Source organism: Epibacterium sp. Ofav1-8 (assembly GCF_022348185.1).
In the GTDB taxonomy this organism is placed as follows: Bacteria; Pseudomonadota; Alphaproteobacteria; order Rhodobacterales; family Rhodobacteraceae; genus Epibacterium.
The window spans coordinates 174,116-188,550 of sequence record NZ_JAKRFD010000010.1 but is presented as its reverse complement, the minus strand read 5'-3'; the positions used below and the strand labels follow the sequence as shown (position 1 = coordinate 188,550).

The window sequence follows — 14,435 nt, the reverse complement described above, 5'->3', positions numbered from 1 at the left end:
CCTCACCTCAATCACGCGTAGAACGCAGAAAAAATGACCAACTGTCAGATTGCTGCGTGTCCACCTCGTGAAACCGCGCGTCCAGGAACCCCCGGGTCAGGCAATCCCCCTCGCCGCGAATTCTGAACCGGCCCTGATCCACGCACATCGGTGTCGCCCCGTCCAGCAGCGCCCGGCCAAAAACGTCCTTGGCAAACACATAGACAAATCGCGAGGTCAACCTCTGGCTGATGACCTCGGCACATTGGTTGGGGCCCACCACCCACCAGCCGGCGCTTTCAAAGCCGCCGTCCTCATACGAGGCGATCGCCACATTGGCCACGTCCAGCGTCTGGTTGCAGAAGGTAAACGCCGCCCGCGCCGCGGTGCCAGTGCCCAGCAGGATTACGCCGACACCGCAGGCCATCAGTGCCACAGGATTGAAAATCTTCAGCATTCCTTCACCATCAGACCTCAAGATACTCGCGGCGGCCAATCCCGGACGTGAGATTATGGCAACATGTGCCGCCCGCCGCAGACTGTTCGTTTCGCAATGGGCTGGCAATCCGGAAAATGAGGTCTACATTTCCGACATGGTTCGTTTGATTGCAATCACCGCTGGTATCGCCGCGCTCTCTGTCTCTGCCGGGCTTGTCCTGGCCTATGGGCACGGAATGATGTCCGGTCAGAGCCGTCTCAGCACGTTGCAGACGCTTCCGACTGCCCCGTCCGAGCCAGCAGGGATCGCGACACAGGCTTTGGTCGAGCCCACAGCCCAGCCGCAGCCTGCCGCGCAGATTATCGCCGCCCCGGCCCCCTCCTCTGCCCCTGAGGCGACCGCGGTGACACCGCGCGCCACCCTGCCGGAACAGCCCGCAGCGGTGCCGCAGCCCCTGACAGAGCCGCGCGCGCCGCTCTACCGTCAGGCCGCGCTGTCCGGCCAGCAGGAGTCCACCCGGCCACAACGGCTGCGCCAGGTGATCGATCTTGATGCGCAGGCGGCCCCGCTGCTTGCGTCTCCGGCATCCGCTGATCCAGCGCCCTCTGGGTCGACTTCGCCGCGGCCAAAAGCCCGCCCGTCGGGCGTTGTGGTTGCCAAGGCAGATCCGCTGCTGCCGGTCGCCCCGCAACGGGTGGAGCTGGCGTCAGACCACAGCCCGGCACTGGTGTCGCTGCCGCCTCAACTGGCGCGTCGCCCGGCCGAGACCCCCAGCCCCAGTTTCTTCATCGGCGTTTTCCGGTGATTCGCCCCTGACGGGCATCAATTTCCGAAATTTCCCGGTTGACCTGTAGGCGGTATTGTCGCCCAAATGGCCGCGATTTCACGAACAGACTCGTTGAGGGCAATATGGGCATTCTTTCCGCGGCCAGGGCCACCCTGCTGGCCACCGCATTTATCGCATCGCACACAACCACCGTCGCCGCGCAGGAGGCCACCGAGGCTGCTGACGCGTTTCAGCTCGACCTGAATTCGGTAACCGAGACCGGCAACGGCAGCTGCCGGCTGACCTATGTGGCGACCAACCAATCCACCACCGCGCTGGAGCGTGCCTCCTACCAGATCGCGCTGTTTGACGGTGAGGGCGTGGTGACACGGCTTCTGGTGCTGGAATTCGGCGCGCTGACCGAGGGCAAGACCAAGATCCTGCAATTCGATCTGGCCGAGACCGGCTGCGGCTCGATCTCGCGCATCGTGGTCAATGATTCCCCCGCCTGCGTCACCAGTGACGGCACCGCCAGCGATCTCTGCATGGCCGGGCTGGTGGCCAGCTCCCGCACCCCGATCCAGTTCGGTATCTGAACCGTTCCCTTTCTTTCCTGAATGCCCGGCCGCCTCCAGTGGCCGCGCCATGGAGTAGCTTCATGACCCAGTTCCGGGCTGATATGTTCGACCCGCTGACGCTGACCGTCTTTGCCGCCCTGGCGGTGATGTCGGTCACCGTGGTGTCCGTCTTCTTCTTCAAACTGCTGCAATTCTCGCGCCTGGGTGTGGGGCGGCGGCATCTGGCCGAGCAGATCATCAACACCTGGCTGTCCGGTCAGGCCGAAACGGCGATGCAGCAGGCGGCCGCCCGGCAATCGGTGCTGTCGCGCATTCTGCATGCGGTCTTTACCGGGCTGCGGGCGCGGCCCGGCGAAACCGCCTATGCCGAGGAACTGGGCCGCCAGACCGCCATCGCCGAACTCTCGACGCTGTCTGATCGCATGCGGCTTCTGGAGATCGCGGTGCATGCGGCGCCGATGATGGGTCTTTTGGGCACGGTGATCGGCATGATCGACGCCTTCTCCGTCCTGGCGCAATCCCAGGCCGCCGCCGATCCGGCTGCTCTGGCCGGCGGGATCTGGACCGCGCTGACCACCACCGCCGCCGGTCTGGCTGTGGCGCTGGTGGCGTTCTTCCTGACCAGTTGGCTGGATTCCCGCATCGAGCGCGAGCGCAACCTGATCGAGGTGCTGATCTCCGCCGCCATCCACGGCCGGGTCGATCAATCCGCACGCGTACAGGGCTGACCCGGCATGCATCTGAACCGGCTCGACCTTCCCGTCCGCAAGCGTCGGGTCAGTTTCACCCTGACCTCGCTCGCGGATGTGATGTTTCAGCTGCTGGTCTTCTTCATGCTGTCCTCCAGCCTGACCCCCTATGCGCTGCTGCCGCTGCAACACACCGATCCGGTGTCGGACCAGCGCGTCGGCACCGGGGCGGGGGCGGCTGATCCGGTTGCGGCGCAGCCCGGAGGGGCGACCTCCGCGCCGCTGTGGAACCTGGATGCGGATGCGCTGAACATCCAGGGCCAGAGGTTCGACTTCTCCGCCCTGCCCGATCTCGCCGCCGCCCTCGGCAGCGATGGCGGTCCCGCCTCGGTGATCCTGATCGTGCGGGCCTCGGCCCGGGTGCAGGATGTGGCCACGGTTCTGGCGCATCTCCAGGCCGCCGATGTCACCGCTGTGCAGATCAGCGCAGGGGGGCTGTGACCATGGCCCGCCGCGCCCCGCTCCTGCCGCCGCGCCCGCAGATGGTGCAGACCGATACCTCACTGGCGATCGTCAACGTCGTGCTGTTGCTGCTGCTGTTCTTCCTTGCCAGCGGGTCGCTGCTGTCGACCCGCGACATCCAGATCGACCTGCCCGCGACCGAGGAACTCGCCCCCGAGCAGCTGCCCAGCCCGCTGCTGGAAGTGCGCCCGGACGGCAGCCTGCGGCTGGATGGCGATGTCACCACGCTGGATCAGCTCGCCGCTTCCGTGCCCGCCGGCACCACCCTCTATGTGCTGATGGAACGCACCGCCCCCGCCCTCGATCTGCTGGACCTGCTTGCGCAGCCGGTGTTTGGCGATCTCAACATCACACTGGTCACCATCCACGAACAGGCGCAGACGTGAGCACGCTCCCCTATGGCCGTTCCGACTCCCGGGGCTGGATCTTCGCCAGCGGTGGCTCCCTCTTGGCGCATGCCGCAGTGGCGGCGCTGCTCCTTGGCGGGGTGCAGCCGTTTCTGAGCCTGCCCGACGCCGACCCGGACGGGCCGCGCTACACGGTCACGCTGCAACCGCTGGATTCCGACACGCTCGCCGGGCTGGAGCTGCGCGACGGGCTGGCCGGGGCCGAAGCCCTGGCGGAGAGCGCCACCGAAGTGCCGCCGCTGGAGCCGGTGGACAGCACCGAGGACAGCCTGTCCGCCGACCCCGGCCCGGATCCCGAGGTGCTGGCGCCGGAGCCGGAGCTCGACACGCCAGAGCCGGTTGTCCCCGAAACGCTGGAGGCCGAGGTCGTCCCCCCGGACCCCGCCCCGCCCGAGGCCGAGACCGCCACGCCGGTCGAGGCGGAGACCCTCGAACCGGAGCTGGAGACGCTGAGCCCGGTGGTCGTAGAGCCCGCCCCGCAGGACTCGCCCCTGTCGCCACTGATCCCCGAGGACAGCAACCCGCTGATCCCCGAAACCCTGTCGGCCCTGCCCGCCAGCAGCGCCGAGACGATCTCCGCAACCCCGGTTGCCCCGGTCGCCAGCGGCAGCACTCTGACCGCCGCCGCCGATCCACAGGGCGGCTTGCAGCCGGTCTCGCTGGTCGCGCCCGAAACCAGCGCCGCCCCGACGGCCCCGACCGGCGAGACCGCATCCGCCGCGCCCGCCCGTCCGGTGGCCAGCGCGCAGGACCTTGCCGTCGGTGACCTGATCCGCCAGATCCGCAACAACGGCGGTCCGGACTGCCTGCTCACCCTGCCCCGGCGCGATGGCGCAGAGGGCGTCGGCCTCGACATGATGGCGGCACAGGACACCGCCTTTGCCACTTTCTCCGACACCGTGCTGACCCAGACCGACGCGGCGCTGCGCCAGACGCGAACGCTGCTGGATCCGCGCCAATGCCCGGCGGTCGACTATGTGCGTGGCAACCGGGACTACCCGGCCACCCGCCTTGGCCTGCGCCTCGAAAGCCGCAGTGTTGCCAGTGGTGGACGGATCACCGGCGTGTTGCGTGGCACCGCCGGCAAATACGTGGCGCTGCTGCTGGTGGACAACAATGGCGTGGTTCAGGACCTGCAACGCTTCCTGTCGCAATCGGGCAATTTCACCCGCTTTGACGTGCCGGTGACCCGGGCCGGACCGCAACGCGACACCGCGCAGATGCTGCTTGCGGTCGCCAGCCCCAGCCCCCTGCGTCAGATCCGTGATCGCAGCGGCCGCCTGGCCGCCGATGTGTTCAGCGACCTGCCCGGCAGCCTCTCCGGTCGCGCCGCCCTGGCCATCGCCACCTTCGACGTGCGCTGAGGCCCCAAGGTCCCCACCACGACGGCGCGGCGGAGATCTCAGCGCCGCAATGTGTTCAGGTGATACGCCTCGGCTGCGGTCCGCAGGATTTCGGCGAGATGCTCTGTCGTCGCGCTCGACCGGTCGATCGGCGACAGCAGGCTGATGGTGCGATCCGCCTCGGCCATCTGCAGGGGCAGCACACGCACCTCGCTGCGGTGAATGCCTTGCCGACGCGCAAACAGGTCCGGGAGGATGCCGATCCCGGCACCGGTGGCCGCCATCAGCAGGATCGAGTCGAGGCTCGTGCCTTCGTAGTCGTCCGACACGATCGCCCCGCTCTGCCCCGCGATGCCGTAAACGATGCGCGCCAGACGGTGCCCGGTGTCAAGCGTCAGCAACCGCTGCCCGCCAAGATCCGCCGCCCCGATCCCCTCCCGTTCCGACAGCGGATGATCCTCGGCCACCGCCGCCCAGAGCGGCTCGACAAACAGCGGATGCTGCACCGTGTTGGGGTGGTCCTCGGGGGTGGAGATGATCGCGTCAAAGCGTCCGTTGCGCAGCCCCTCATCGAGGCTGAGCGTATTCTCCTCGCGCACGATGACCCGCAGATCGGGCTGCGCCTCGTGCAGGGCCTTCATCGCCTGCGGCAACAGATAGGGGCCAATGGAGGGCAGCACGCCCAGCCGCAGGCGCCCGCCAAAGGGCAGGTCCGACAGCATCACCCCGCGCAGCGTCTCGACCTCGGAGAGGATGCGGCGGGCCCGGGTGACAAACTCCAACCCGCGCGCGGTGGTCCGGACCCCGGCCCGGCTGCGCTCGAACAGGCGCACGCCGAGATCGGTCTCCACCGCCGCAACCTGGTTCGACAGGCTGGGCTGGCTCACGTTCAGCTTGTCCGCTGCAAGGCTGAAACTGGCGAGCTGGTGAACCGTGACGATATAGTCCATCTGGCGCAGGGTCGGACGCATGTATTCACCAAAGCTATTTTGCAGAGCAGTAGATTGTATTTAAGCTATGGATCGAAAGCTGGCAACAGGCGCAAAACCCTGTTCCGGAGACTCCCGCGATGCAAATACTCGACACCCTCCTCGGCAACCTGATGGTGCCGACGATCCTGTTCTTTGTCCTTGGGCTGCTGGCCGCCGTGGTGCGCAGCGACCTGTCGATCCCGGAGGGCGCGGCGAAATTCATGTCGCTGTACCTGCTGCTCGCCATCGGCTTCAAAGGGGGCCACAGCCTGGCGCAAAACGGTCTTGATACCGAGGTCTTTACCGCCATCGCCGCTGGGCTTGCGCTGTCCTTCGCGATCCCCTTCCTCGCCTATGCGCTGCTGCGCGGCATGACCCGGCTGAACGCGCTCAATGCCGCCGCCGTGGCGGGGCACTACGGGTCGATCTCGATCGTGACCTTCGTCGCCGCCACAAGCCTGCTGGACCTCACCGGGATCGCCTCGGATGGCTACATGGTTGCGGTGGCCGCGATGATGGAGGTGCCCGCAATCCTGTCGGCCCTGTGGATCGCGCAGCGGTTTGGCCGCGACGCCCAGACCGCCCATGTGCCGATGCGTGAACTCTTTGCCAACGGCTCGATCATGTTGCTGACCGGGGCGTTCCTGATCGGCGCGGTGACGCAGGACAAGGGGATGGAGATGATCGCCCCCTTCGTGGTGACGCCCTTCACCGGCATCCTCTGCCTGTTCCTGCTGGACATGGGTCTGTCGGCCGGCCGCAGCCTGCTGCGCAACCGGCACCTGCTGAGCGCGGGGCTGTTCGCCTTTGGCCTGCTGATGCCGATGATCGGCGCGACGCTTGCCATGGGCGCGGGTACATTGATCGGGCTACAGACCGGCAGCCTGTTCCTGTTGATGGTGCTGGCCGCCTCCGCCTCCTACATCGCCGTGCCCGCCGCGATGAAGATCGCCCTGCCCCAGGCCGAGGTCGGGATCTACCTGACGCTCTCTCTCGGCGTTACGTTTCCCTTCAACATCACCATCGGCCTGCCGCTCTACCTCTGGCTGGCCGGGCTGGTGTGAAGCCGGATCTGACAACGTGTCAAAGTGGAGGGGGCACAGGCCTCCTCCACCCGACCGCAGCGTCCGGCCCGCAAGCGCCGTGTCAATCGTCAGTCGCGCTCACCCGGCGCAGGGCACGGCCTGACGCAGTCACCCGCCAATAAACACATCATCAGAGCCATTGGCGACGGACCCGCCGCAATCAATGGCGTCGCCGACACGGCCCGCCGGTTTTCCATTGATAAACACGCTGCCAGATCCAACCGCCAGCGCCCGCCCATGCGGCGGATGCTTCGGCTTGGAATGTGCCTCAAAGGCATCTCCCTCGCGAAGCGCGGGTTTGCCGTTGATGCCCACATCACCGCTCCCGGAGGTGGCCGGTGTTGGCGGGAAGCCATCATGGCCTGATCCGATGTCGTCTTTTCGTCCCGCGGCTGGCATGCGCTGCACTCCTTGGATAATTGATTTGATTGCAAGACCAATGGTCTGGATGTGGTCAAAACGTCTTTGAAAATTGCCTTTGGCGCATCATCGAGGAAACTCTGCAAATGTTCAACATCAGGGTGTTTGTAGACGTCCTGGCCACACCCCACCCCGCAACCTTGTCTTCGATGTGGTGCAGGAGGCTGTTCCGGTTTTCAAGATCTCCGTCCGTTGGCCGGTCAAAGGCGCAGGACAGCAGACACCACCGCCATCCTCGCAGCAAGCCCCCGGAGCTCAACGGCGGTAGGGCGAGACCCGTCAGAGCGTGCGGAGATGGGGGCGATGCGCAGTGATCGCTCCCCACAGGCCGCACAGGTTGGCGCAGACCTCTCTGTCAGCCGCGCTTCACCGGGCCTGCGCCCGGTAGTCCTGCACCGGCAGGCCGCCGATCCCCCAATCGTCCAGTGCAACCGCGTCGATCACAACAAACGTTGTCGCCGGGCTCTTGCCCAGGATGTCCTGCAGCAGGTCGGTCACCCCCTTGATCAGCTGCGCTTTCTGCGCGGCGCTGGGACCGGCGCCGTCGGGGCCGCCTTCGCGGGTCACTTTGATGTTCACATAGGGCATCACTCAATCCTCTCGCGGCACATAGGAAAACACCTTGGTGACAATGCGCCACTCCGCACCGTAACGGACCAGGGTCAGGAGGTCGTGGAAGTCGCGGCCCATCATCGTCATCCGGGCGCTGACATGGGCCAGTCGGCTGCTCGCGAAGGCAATCTCCAGGATCTGCTCCTCTCGCGGGTCGCCACGTGCCGCCGGGGGCTCGCGCCCATCCACGCGGGCCATGTAGGTCTCAAGATCAAGATAGAGCTCATCCCCTTCGGTGGCGCAGACATAGGCCAGCTTCGGATGGAAGACCTTGCGCAGCTGGGTGCTGTCGGCCTGATGAAGCCCCTCGAAATAGGCCTCCATCACCGCGCCGATCTGGGTGTGGGCGGCGGGCGTCATTGGATCAGCCCCTCGGCGCGCATCGCCGCCTGCGCGGACGGTCGGGCGGCACAGCGGCCGACAAAGGCGGCCAGATTGGGCCAGCGGGCCAGATCGATACCGGTGAAATTGGCCCAGTTCGACACCACGAACAGATAGGCATCTGCCACCGAGAACCGGTCGTCGACCAGCCAGGCGCGACCATCCGCCAGCTGGGTCTCGATGAAATCGAACTTGCCCGCAACCGCGACCCGCGCCGCGTCCTGTTCTGCCTCGGACGTGCCCGCACGGAACAGCGGACCAAAGGCCTTGTGCAATTCGGTTCCGATCCAGTTGAGCTGCTCCTGCATCCGCGCCCGTGCCAGAGTGCCCGCTGTCGGCGCCAGCCCTGCGTCGGGGGTGGTATCTGCGATATACTGCAAGACAGCTGCGCCTTCGGTCAGGACAGTGCCGTCGTCCAGCCCCAGGGCCGGAACATAGCCCTTGGGATTGATCGCGCGATAATCGGCGCCGCTTTCGGTCCGGCCCGTCGCAGTATCGACCGCTTCGATTTCAAACTGACGGCCGGTTTCATGCAGAGCGATATGGCTGGCCAGCGGGCAGGCTCCGGGCTTGTAGTAGAGTTTCATGACAGTCTCCTGTGGTTATGATGTCCTCTGACTAGCCCTTGACATGATGGATTGATAATATTGTGTTCTCGTCATTATGATCGAAATACTCGATCATGTTGGAGGCCTATGAAACACGATCAGCTCATTGCCCTGGATGCCATTGTCGCGACCGGCACCTTTCGGGGCGCGGCGGACCGGCTGCACAAGTCACAATCCGCCATCAGCCATTCGATCCGCCAGCTGGAAGCGGAACTGGAGCTGGACCTGTTCAGCCGCGACGCCTACCGTCCCGTGCTGACCCCGGCGGGTGAGGTCTTCTATCGCGAGGCGTCCCGGGTGCTGCGGCAGATGCAGGGGCTGCGCACCACTGCCGCCCAGCTGCGCGCCCGCGAGGAGCCGGAGCTGACCCTGGCCGTCAGCGCGACACTGGACCTCGATCCTCTGTTGCCCGCGCTTGCAGAGACCGGCCGGCGCCACCCGGTCACCCATCTTCGGCTGCGGATGGAGATGATGGGAGGTCCGATTGCCCGGTTGATGGAGGGACAGGCGGATATTGCGCTCGCCTCCCTCGAGGGGGTGCCCCTGAACGACGTTGAGGCCGAACCGGTTGCAGAGGTCACGATCCGGCCCGTGGCCAGTCCCGGCCTGGGCCTGCCCACCGGTTCCCGCGCCTTGGCCGCCTCCGAAATGCAGAGCCATGTCCAGGTGGTCGCCGCCGGCACGGGTGGCGCGACCCACGATCAGAGCCGCGACCTGCTGCCCGGCGGGCTGAAATGGACCGTGTCGGACCTGGCCGCCAAGAAGAAGGTGATCCTTGCCGGTCTGGGCTGGGGCGGTTTGCCCGATCACATGACAGAGGCGGAACGGCGATCCGGCGCTTTGCTGCCCTTGACTGTCGAGGGGTTCCCGCCGCGCCGGACCGTGATTTTCAAGATGAGGCGCCGGGATCGCGCCGTGGGTGTTGTTGCCGATGAGCTCTGGAACCGGCTTGGACAGCCAAGCCCGCCCGCAGCGGACACGGGGCCGGAACGCCAGCGCCGATGACACGCGCGTTTGCTGCGGGCGGGCACACCGAGCACAACCGGCGCAAAGAGCCGCAGCGAACGCCGGGTGCCCAGCGCTCAATGCGGACCATGCCATTCACCGGGCGCTCATTTCCCCCGCCAGGAAGGGGTCAGGGCTGTCAACCTCCTCCAGCCTTCTGCCGTTGATCAGCCAGAACCGGTTGCCAACGTTGCGCAGGAAACTGCGGTCGTGACTGACAAGCAGGCACGACACGTTGTGCGCAATCAGCTCTTCCTCAAGCGCTTCTTGCCCATCGATATCCAGATGATTGGTTGGTTCATCAAGCAGGTAGAAGTTCGGGTTCTTCAGGCGCAGGATCAACATCGCCAACCGCGCCTTCTGCCCGCCAGACAGGGCTGCAATCCGGGTATCCTGCATCTGTATGTTGACCCCGGCCCCGGCCAGGACACCACGCGCCCTCTGGTCACCGATGTCGAATTGTCCGGTCACCGCAGTCATGGGCGTGTCCCGGTCTGACAGCTGGCTCAGATGCTGATCCGAATAGGCCGGAACAACCGACGGCGCACATTTGACCGGCCCCTCCTGCCCCGCCAGAGCCTGCTGGATCAGAGTGACCAGCCGCGTCTTTCCAGTGCCGTTGGCCCCAAGTAGCACGATGCGATCACCCGGAAGGATCCACTTCTGCCCGGTGCTGTAGAGCAGCTGACGCTCTGGCGTTTGCACCGGCACGTCGTCCAACGTCACCAATGCCTTGGCATGGGTGCCGCTGTTGGCCAGCTTGATGTCGCCCGCGCTGCGATCCTGATGGGCGGGGCTGGCAGCGGCCTCAAGCTTGTCGGCGCGGGCGTTGAGCTGCTTTGTTTTGGTGACCAGAAGGTCAGAGCCCGAATTGATGCCGATATTCTTCAGCTTTGCGGCCTGCTTGCGCAATTGTTGCGCCTTGTTCAGATCATTTTCAAAACGCCGCTGATCCGTGGCGTCGGCCTCGTCGAGCGCGGCGCGGGCTTTGGTGAACGGCAGCGCAAATACACGCGACCGCTCGGCACGCAGGAACAGCGTTCGGTTGGTTGTGGCGTCCAGAAAGGCCCGATCATGCGAGGTGATCACAACCGAGACATCCCGCGGCAGCTGCGAAAGCCAGTCCTGCAACAACCCGATACGCCTCAGGTCCAGATGGTTGGTTGGCTCATCCAGCAACAGAACATCGGGTTCCGTGATCCAGGCCGCCGCAAGGAGCGCCGTGCGCTGCCAGCCGCCGCTGAGCTCTTTCAATGGCCGGTGTTGCAGCTCGTAAGGGATGCTGAGATCCCCGAGAACAACATCCACGCGCCAGCTCTCATAATCGGCCTGCTCGGGTGGGAGCGCGCCCAACACATAGTCGTAGAGGGTCCGGGAATAGGCCTCATGCGGAACATATTGCGTCACATATCCGACCCGCACCCCGCGTCCGCGCACGATGGTGCCGCCTGTGGGCTCGGCCACGCCGGACAAACAGTCCAGAAGCGAGGTTTTCCCGCGGCCATTGGCAGCAACCAGCCCGATGCGGTCGCCTTTGGAGATGGTCAGGTTCAGGTTTTCAAAAAGGGGCGCGCCCAGGACAACGCTCAGGGCGTTGATATTCATAACAGTCATCGAAATCTCTGCTCATAGATCAGGGTGCCGCGGTGCGGCTCTGGGCAGACCGATTGAGATGTTATGCCTCAGGCCCGCCCTGCAAACGAATTCACAGGGCGAAACGGGGACCATGCTGAAGTCGGCGGATGATACGCATGTTCAGCTTGTGCCCTCCCGTTGTGGATCGTGACTTTTCCGCCTGAGCTTAGAAAACATCGCCCGGCGCAGCAAGGGCCTGGCACAAAAAAGCCGAGGTTGCCCGCGTTGGCGCTGGAAGAGGCGCGCGGGTGCTGCAGGACCGCCAGCACCCTGCCCTCCCCCGATCATCACGTTTTGCACGGGCACTGCTCTGTGTTCAGAACTCCAGTATCTCGTCATCTGCCGGAATCCACAGGCGCTCGGTCATGCCGTTGCGCGCGGCAAAGTCCCGCAACGCAGCGCGGGACAGCACGCAATGGTTCACGGTTTCCATGTGGCTGGCGATGATCTGCGCCGTGGGCGCCGCATCATGGACGGTCTTGACGTCGGCCGCCCCCATGATGATCGACCCCAGCCCCGGCACCTGCGCATCGCCTGCGGCGAGCACGATCACATCGGGTGCGAACATGTCCAGGTTTGTCGCAACCATCTGGTTCCAGACGGTGTCCCCCGCGAGATAGAGCGTCTTTTCCCCCTCGGCGCGGAAGACGACGCCCATGACGCTGCCCAGACGTTCAGCGCCGTAGACATAGGCCTCGTCCGAACCATGCTGGCCGCGCGTGCGCGACAGCGTGATCTCGCCGAACCGGGTTTCGATCCCCAGCGGCCGCACATCGGTAAAGCCCATGGCCTTGATCAGCTCGGCATCCGAGTAGTTCTGCACAAAGACCGGCTTGTCCCGCGGCAGCAGCGCCACGGCGGCCGCGTCGAAATGGTCGGGATGCAGATGTGTCACGATCAGCGCATCGAAATCGAGAATTCTGTCCATCGGCGTGCGCAGCGCCACGCGCGGGTGGCGGATCTCGCTGTTCACCGTGCCCTCAAAGCCGGGATAGGCGTCTTTTTCGGCCAGGTAGGGATCAACAAGAAACCGCTTGCCGCCGAAGGTCACGGTCAGGGTAGCGTTGCGGATCTGGTGAATTTTCATGGTCTCACTCCAAGTCTGAGGGCGATGTGGCGCATCGCGTTGGCCGCGGCGATCTGGTCCGATGGCGGGGTGCCACCGGGCCAAGACCTGCTTTGAATGTCGAGGGCGGTCAGGCCCCGTTCGACGGGGTCTTGTCCGTCTGCGTCTCTCTTGACGTCAAATTGGCAGCGGCGTAGGCCTGTCACCATTGGCGCAATCGACATTAAAGAGGGTGATATCGACAAATGGGAGAGGTGAGGATCGGCATCGTCCTCTACCCTGGTGCGCAGCGCTCTGCCGCCATGGGGCTGGCAGACCTGTTTCAGGTCGCCGCACGCATGACCCCGGAACCACAGGAAGACACGCGGGGGCTTCAGGTCCGGATGATCGAGGCGATGAGCAGCACGGCCGCCGACACTGCGCCGGCGCTGCCGGAGCCGTCCGGTGATCCCTGGCACGTGCTGATTTTGCCGCCCTCGCTCGACGCGCCGATCCGGGCCGAAACCGCAGCCCCCCTCGCCGATTGGCTGCGCCGACACCACGCAAACGGTGCGATCCTGGCCTCCGTCTGCGGTGGGGCGTTCCTCTTGGCCGAGACCGGATTGCTGAGACAGCGCGCGGTCACCACGCATTGGGCCTATGCCGATGCCTTCCGCGACCGCTTTCCAGAAATCGATCTGGACCCTGATCGTCTCATCATCGATGGCGGTGACATCATTTCGGCGGGTGGGCTGATGTCCTGGACCGATCTCGGGCTCAAGCTGGTCGACCGCTTCCTCGGCCCCCTTGTCATGTCAAAGACAGCGCGGATGATGCTGGTCGACCCGCCGGGGCGGGAACAGCGCTATTACAGCGGCTTCGCCCCGCGGCTGACCCATGGCGATGCGCCGGTCCTCAAGGTCCAGCATTTCCTGCAACGGCACGAGGGCAAGGAGGCGCGGCTTGCGACCCTGGCGGCAGAGGCCGGGCTGGAGCAGCGCACCTTGCTGCGCCGTTTCCGCAAGGCCACCGGCCTGACGACCACGGAGTACACCCAGCGCCTGCGCGTGGCCAAGGCGCAGGAGCTGCTGCAATTCAGCCGCCACCCTGTCGAGCGTATCTCCTGGGAGGTGGGCTATGCCGACGCCGGCGCGTTTCGCAAGGTCTTCCATAGGATCGTCGGGCTGACACCGGGCGAATACCGACATCGGTTTCACGCATAGCGAACCGTTGCCCTGAACCGGAGCGGCACCTCGCACGATAGGTGTCGTGCCAATCCGCAGCAGCCGCCCTTCACCGGCGGCGGGTGTTGCGCCGATGTCGGTCTTGCGATCTGCGCGCGTGTCGGCCTGTCGCCGGGATCCTTCCCGACGCGCCGCCGGTTAGACCAGTTCCGCCCGCAGCCCCCGCAGTGCGCGGCGCAGGCCAGTGGTGACATTCACGCGCAGGAACGGGTTGTGTTCGACCAGCTGGATCAGCGGATGCCCATCCAGATCGGCCAGATACTGGTCAACCAGCCCCGCCGATTTCGACAGCAACGCCCCGCGCGCGCCCGCGTCCGGGGCCGTCAGCGCGGCGTCCAGCGTGTCCAGCAGGCGCGCGTCGATCACCTCCAGCACCCCGTGGACCTTTGTTGCGATGCCCGCCATGTCACGCGCATCATCGGCCTCCTTGAAGGCTGCGACCATCGCCGCTTCCAGCTTTTTCAACTCCGCCGCCACGCGCTTGCGCTCGCCGTCCCAGCCCAACCGCGCCTTTTGCAGCGCCACCAGGCTGATCGCCCCCGCCAGCGGCGCCGTGCTCATGGTGTCGGCCTCCGGGAGGTCGCCCCCCGGTGCGTCGATACGGGCCGCCTCAACGCCGGTGGCTTCCGGGACCGACAGCACGAAACGGCGGATGAAATCCGCTTGGGTGTCGTTCAGCCTGTCCAAACTGGGTGCCATGTTCACT

The 14,435-nt window shown here is 65.5% G+C and carries 18 protein-coding genes; 9 read left to right on the top strand and 9 right to left on the bottom strand.

Translation table 11 applies throughout. The annotated features are described in order from the left end of the window. Positions 1-7: 7 nt before the first annotated feature. A complete protein-coding gene (locus MHM97_RS16685; RefSeq protein ID WP_239323483.1) occupies positions 8-436 on the bottom strand; it encodes a DUF1036 domain-containing protein in 429 nt (142 codons plus the stop codon). A gap of 136 nt (positions 437-572) precedes the next feature. Here MHM97_RS16685 and MHM97_RS16680 point away from each other — a divergent pair, with 136 nt between their 5' ends. The 6 genes from MHM97_RS16680 to MHM97_RS16655 all read left to right on the top strand — a co-directional run bounded on the left by MHM97_RS16680 (position 573) and on the right by MHM97_RS16655 (position 4,744). Further along, positions 573-1,223 (top strand): hypothetical protein, encoded by a 651-nt coding sequence (locus MHM97_RS16680; protein ID WP_239323482.1) that lies wholly within the window; start codon positions 573-575, stop codon positions 1,221-1,223. A 104-nt stretch (positions 1,224-1,327) separates the two neighbouring features. Beyond that, the gene (locus MHM97_RS16675) at positions 1,328-1,780 is read left to right on the top strand and encodes a hypothetical protein (RefSeq protein ID WP_239323481.1); all 453 of its coding nucleotides are present in this window, start codon (positions 1,328-1,330) and stop codon (positions 1,778-1,780) included. A 62-nt stretch (positions 1,781-1,842) separates the two neighbouring features. Further along, positions 1,843-2,490, top strand: coding sequence for a MotA/TolQ/ExbB proton channel family protein (locus MHM97_RS16670; RefSeq protein ID WP_239323480.1), 648 nt, complete (start codon positions 1,843-1,845; stop codon positions 2,488-2,490). Between the two features lie 6 nt (positions 2,491-2,496). Further along, the gene (locus tag MHM97_RS16665; RefSeq protein ID WP_239323479.1) at positions 2,497-2,952 is read left to right on the top strand and encodes an ExbD/TolR family protein; all 456 of its coding nucleotides are present in this window, start codon (positions 2,497-2,499) and stop codon (positions 2,950-2,952) included. A gap of 2 nt (positions 2,953-2,954) precedes the next feature. Then, on the top strand, positions 2,955-3,359 hold the full coding sequence (locus tag MHM97_RS16660) for a biopolymer transporter ExbD (RefSeq protein WP_239323478.1): 405 nt from the start codon (positions 2,955-2,957) through the stop codon (positions 3,357-3,359). Next, positions 3,356-4,744 (top strand): serine/threonine protein kinase, encoded by a 1,389-nt coding sequence (locus MHM97_RS16655; protein WP_239323477.1) that lies wholly within the window; start codon positions 3,356-3,358, stop codon positions 4,742-4,744. Before MHM97_RS16660 ends, MHM97_RS16655 begins: the two co-directional genes overlap by 4 nt. A gap of 38 nt (positions 4,745-4,782) precedes the next feature. Here MHM97_RS16655 and MHM97_RS16650 read toward each other — a convergent pair whose 3' ends face one another. Further along, positions 4,783-5,694 (bottom strand): hydrogen peroxide-inducible genes activator, encoded by a 912-nt coding sequence (locus MHM97_RS16650; protein WP_239323476.1) that lies wholly within the window; start codon positions 5,692-5,694, stop codon positions 4,783-4,785. Between the two features lie 98 nt (positions 5,695-5,792). Between MHM97_RS16650 and MHM97_RS16645 the strand changes: the two genes are divergently transcribed. Further along, positions 5,793-6,758, top strand: a complete 966-nt coding sequence (locus MHM97_RS16645; protein ID WP_239323475.1) for a sodium-dependent bicarbonate transport family permease — start codon at positions 5,793-5,795, stop codon at positions 6,756-6,758. A gap of 129 nt (positions 6,759-6,887) precedes the next feature. Here the strand turns inward: MHM97_RS16645 and MHM97_RS16640 are convergent, their stop codons facing one another. The 4 genes from MHM97_RS16640 to gstA all read right to left on the bottom strand — a co-directional run bounded on the left by MHM97_RS16640 (position 6,888) and on the right by gstA (position 8,779). Further along, a complete protein-coding gene (locus MHM97_RS16640; RefSeq protein WP_239323474.1) occupies positions 6,888-7,178 on the bottom strand; it encodes a PAAR domain-containing protein in 291 nt (96 codons plus the stop codon). A gap of 387 nt (positions 7,179-7,565) precedes the next feature. Then, positions 7,566-7,787: a tautomerase family protein gene (locus MHM97_RS16635; protein WP_239323473.1), complete on the bottom strand. Its 222-nt coding sequence runs from the start codon at positions 7,785-7,787 to the stop codon at positions 7,566-7,568. A gap of 3 nt (positions 7,788-7,790) precedes the next feature. Next, positions 7,791-8,171, bottom strand: coding sequence for a nuclear transport factor 2 family protein (locus MHM97_RS16630; RefSeq protein ID WP_239323472.1), 381 nt, complete (start codon positions 8,169-8,171; stop codon positions 7,791-7,793). Next, positions 8,168-8,779 (bottom strand): glutathione transferase GstA, encoded by a 612-nt coding sequence (gstA, locus tag MHM97_RS16625; RefSeq protein WP_239323471.1) that lies wholly within the window; start codon positions 8,777-8,779, stop codon positions 8,168-8,170. Before gstA ends, MHM97_RS16630 begins: the two co-directional genes overlap by 4 nt. Before the next feature lie 108 nt (positions 8,780-8,887). Between gstA and MHM97_RS16620 the strand changes: the two genes are divergently transcribed. Further along, positions 8,888-9,805, top strand: coding sequence for a LysR family transcriptional regulator (locus MHM97_RS16620; RefSeq protein WP_239323470.1), 918 nt, complete (start codon positions 8,888-8,890; stop codon positions 9,803-9,805). Positions 9,806-9,901: 96 nt separating this feature from the next. On the opposite strand, the gene MHM97_RS16615 is transcribed toward MHM97_RS16620, so the two are convergent. Beyond that, positions 9,902-11,419, bottom strand: a complete 1,518-nt coding sequence (locus MHM97_RS16615) for an ABC-F family ATP-binding cassette domain-containing protein (RefSeq protein ID WP_239323469.1) — start codon at positions 11,417-11,419, stop codon at positions 9,902-9,904. Between the two features lie 337 nt (positions 11,420-11,756). Beyond that, positions 11,757-12,527, bottom strand: coding sequence for an MBL fold metallo-hydrolase (locus MHM97_RS16610; protein WP_239323468.1), 771 nt, complete (start codon positions 12,525-12,527; stop codon positions 11,757-11,759). 224 nt (positions 12,528-12,751) lie between these two features. On the opposite strand from MHM97_RS16610, the gene MHM97_RS16605 reads away from it, so the two are divergent. Beyond that, positions 12,752-13,708: a GlxA family transcriptional regulator gene (locus tag MHM97_RS16605; protein ID WP_239323467.1), complete on the top strand. Its 957-nt coding sequence runs from the start codon at positions 12,752-12,754 to the stop codon at positions 13,706-13,708. Positions 13,709-13,867: 159 nt separating this feature from the next. Here the strand turns inward: MHM97_RS16605 and MHM97_RS16600 are convergent, their stop codons facing one another. Then, entirely contained in the window at positions 13,868-14,428 is a 561-nt protein-coding gene (locus tag MHM97_RS16600) for a hypothetical protein (RefSeq protein ID WP_239323466.1), read from the bottom strand. Positions 14,429-14,435: the final 7 nt, after the last annotated feature.

Coding starts and splice junctions, on each gene's coding strand:
- MHM97_RS16620 (WP_239323470.1), top strand. CDS start 8,888: ATGAAACACGATCAGCTCATTGCCCTGGATGCCATTGTCGCGACCGGC.
- MHM97_RS16635 (WP_239323473.1), bottom strand. CDS start 7,787: ATGCCCTATGTGAACATCAAAGTGACCCGCGAAGGCGGCCCCGACGGC.
- MHM97_RS16600 (WP_239323466.1), bottom strand. CDS start 14,428: ATGGCACCCAGTTTGGACAGGCTGAACGACACCCAAGCGGATTTCATC.
- MHM97_RS16680 (WP_239323482.1), top strand. CDS start 573: ATGGTTCGTTTGATTGCAATCACCGCTGGTATCGCCGCGCTCTCTGTC.
- MHM97_RS16675 (WP_239323481.1), top strand. CDS start 1,328: ATGGGCATTCTTTCCGCGGCCAGGGCCACCCTGCTGGCCACCGCATTT.
- MHM97_RS16615 (WP_239323469.1), bottom strand. CDS start 11,419: ATGACTGTTATGAATATCAACGCCCTGAGCGTTGTCCTGGGCGCGCCC.
- MHM97_RS16665 (WP_239323479.1), top strand. CDS start 2,497: ATGCATCTGAACCGGCTCGACCTTCCCGTCCGCAAGCGTCGGGTCAGT.
- MHM97_RS16645 (WP_239323475.1), top strand. CDS start 5,793: ATGCAAATACTCGACACCCTCCTCGGCAACCTGATGGTGCCGACGATC.
- MHM97_RS16640 (WP_239323474.1), bottom strand. CDS start 7,178: ATGCCAGCCGCGGGACGAAAAGACGACATCGGATCAGGCCATGATGGC.
- gstA (WP_239323471.1), bottom strand. CDS start 8,779: ATGAAACTCTACTACAAGCCCGGAGCCTGCCCGCTGGCCAGCCATATC.
- MHM97_RS16605 (WP_239323467.1), top strand. CDS start 12,752: ATGGGAGAGGTGAGGATCGGCATCGTCCTCTACCCTGGTGCGCAGCGC.
- MHM97_RS16630 (WP_239323472.1), bottom strand. CDS start 8,171: ATGACGCCCGCCGCCCACACCCAGATCGGCGCGGTGATGGAGGCCTAT.
- MHM97_RS16670 (WP_239323480.1), top strand. CDS start 1,843: ATGACCCAGTTCCGGGCTGATATGTTCGACCCGCTGACGCTGACCGTC.
- MHM97_RS16660 (WP_239323478.1), top strand. CDS start 2,955: ATGGCCCGCCGCGCCCCGCTCCTGCCGCCGCGCCCGCAGATGGTGCAG.
- MHM97_RS16650 (WP_239323476.1), bottom strand. CDS start 5,694: ATGCGTCCGACCCTGCGCCAGATGGACTATATCGTCACGGTTCACCAG.
- MHM97_RS16685 (WP_239323483.1), bottom strand. CDS start 436: ATGCTGAAGATTTTCAATCCTGTGGCACTGATGGCCTGCGGTGTCGGC.
- MHM97_RS16610 (WP_239323468.1), bottom strand. CDS start 12,527: ATGAAAATTCACCAGATCCGCAACGCTACCCTGACCGTGACCTTCGGC.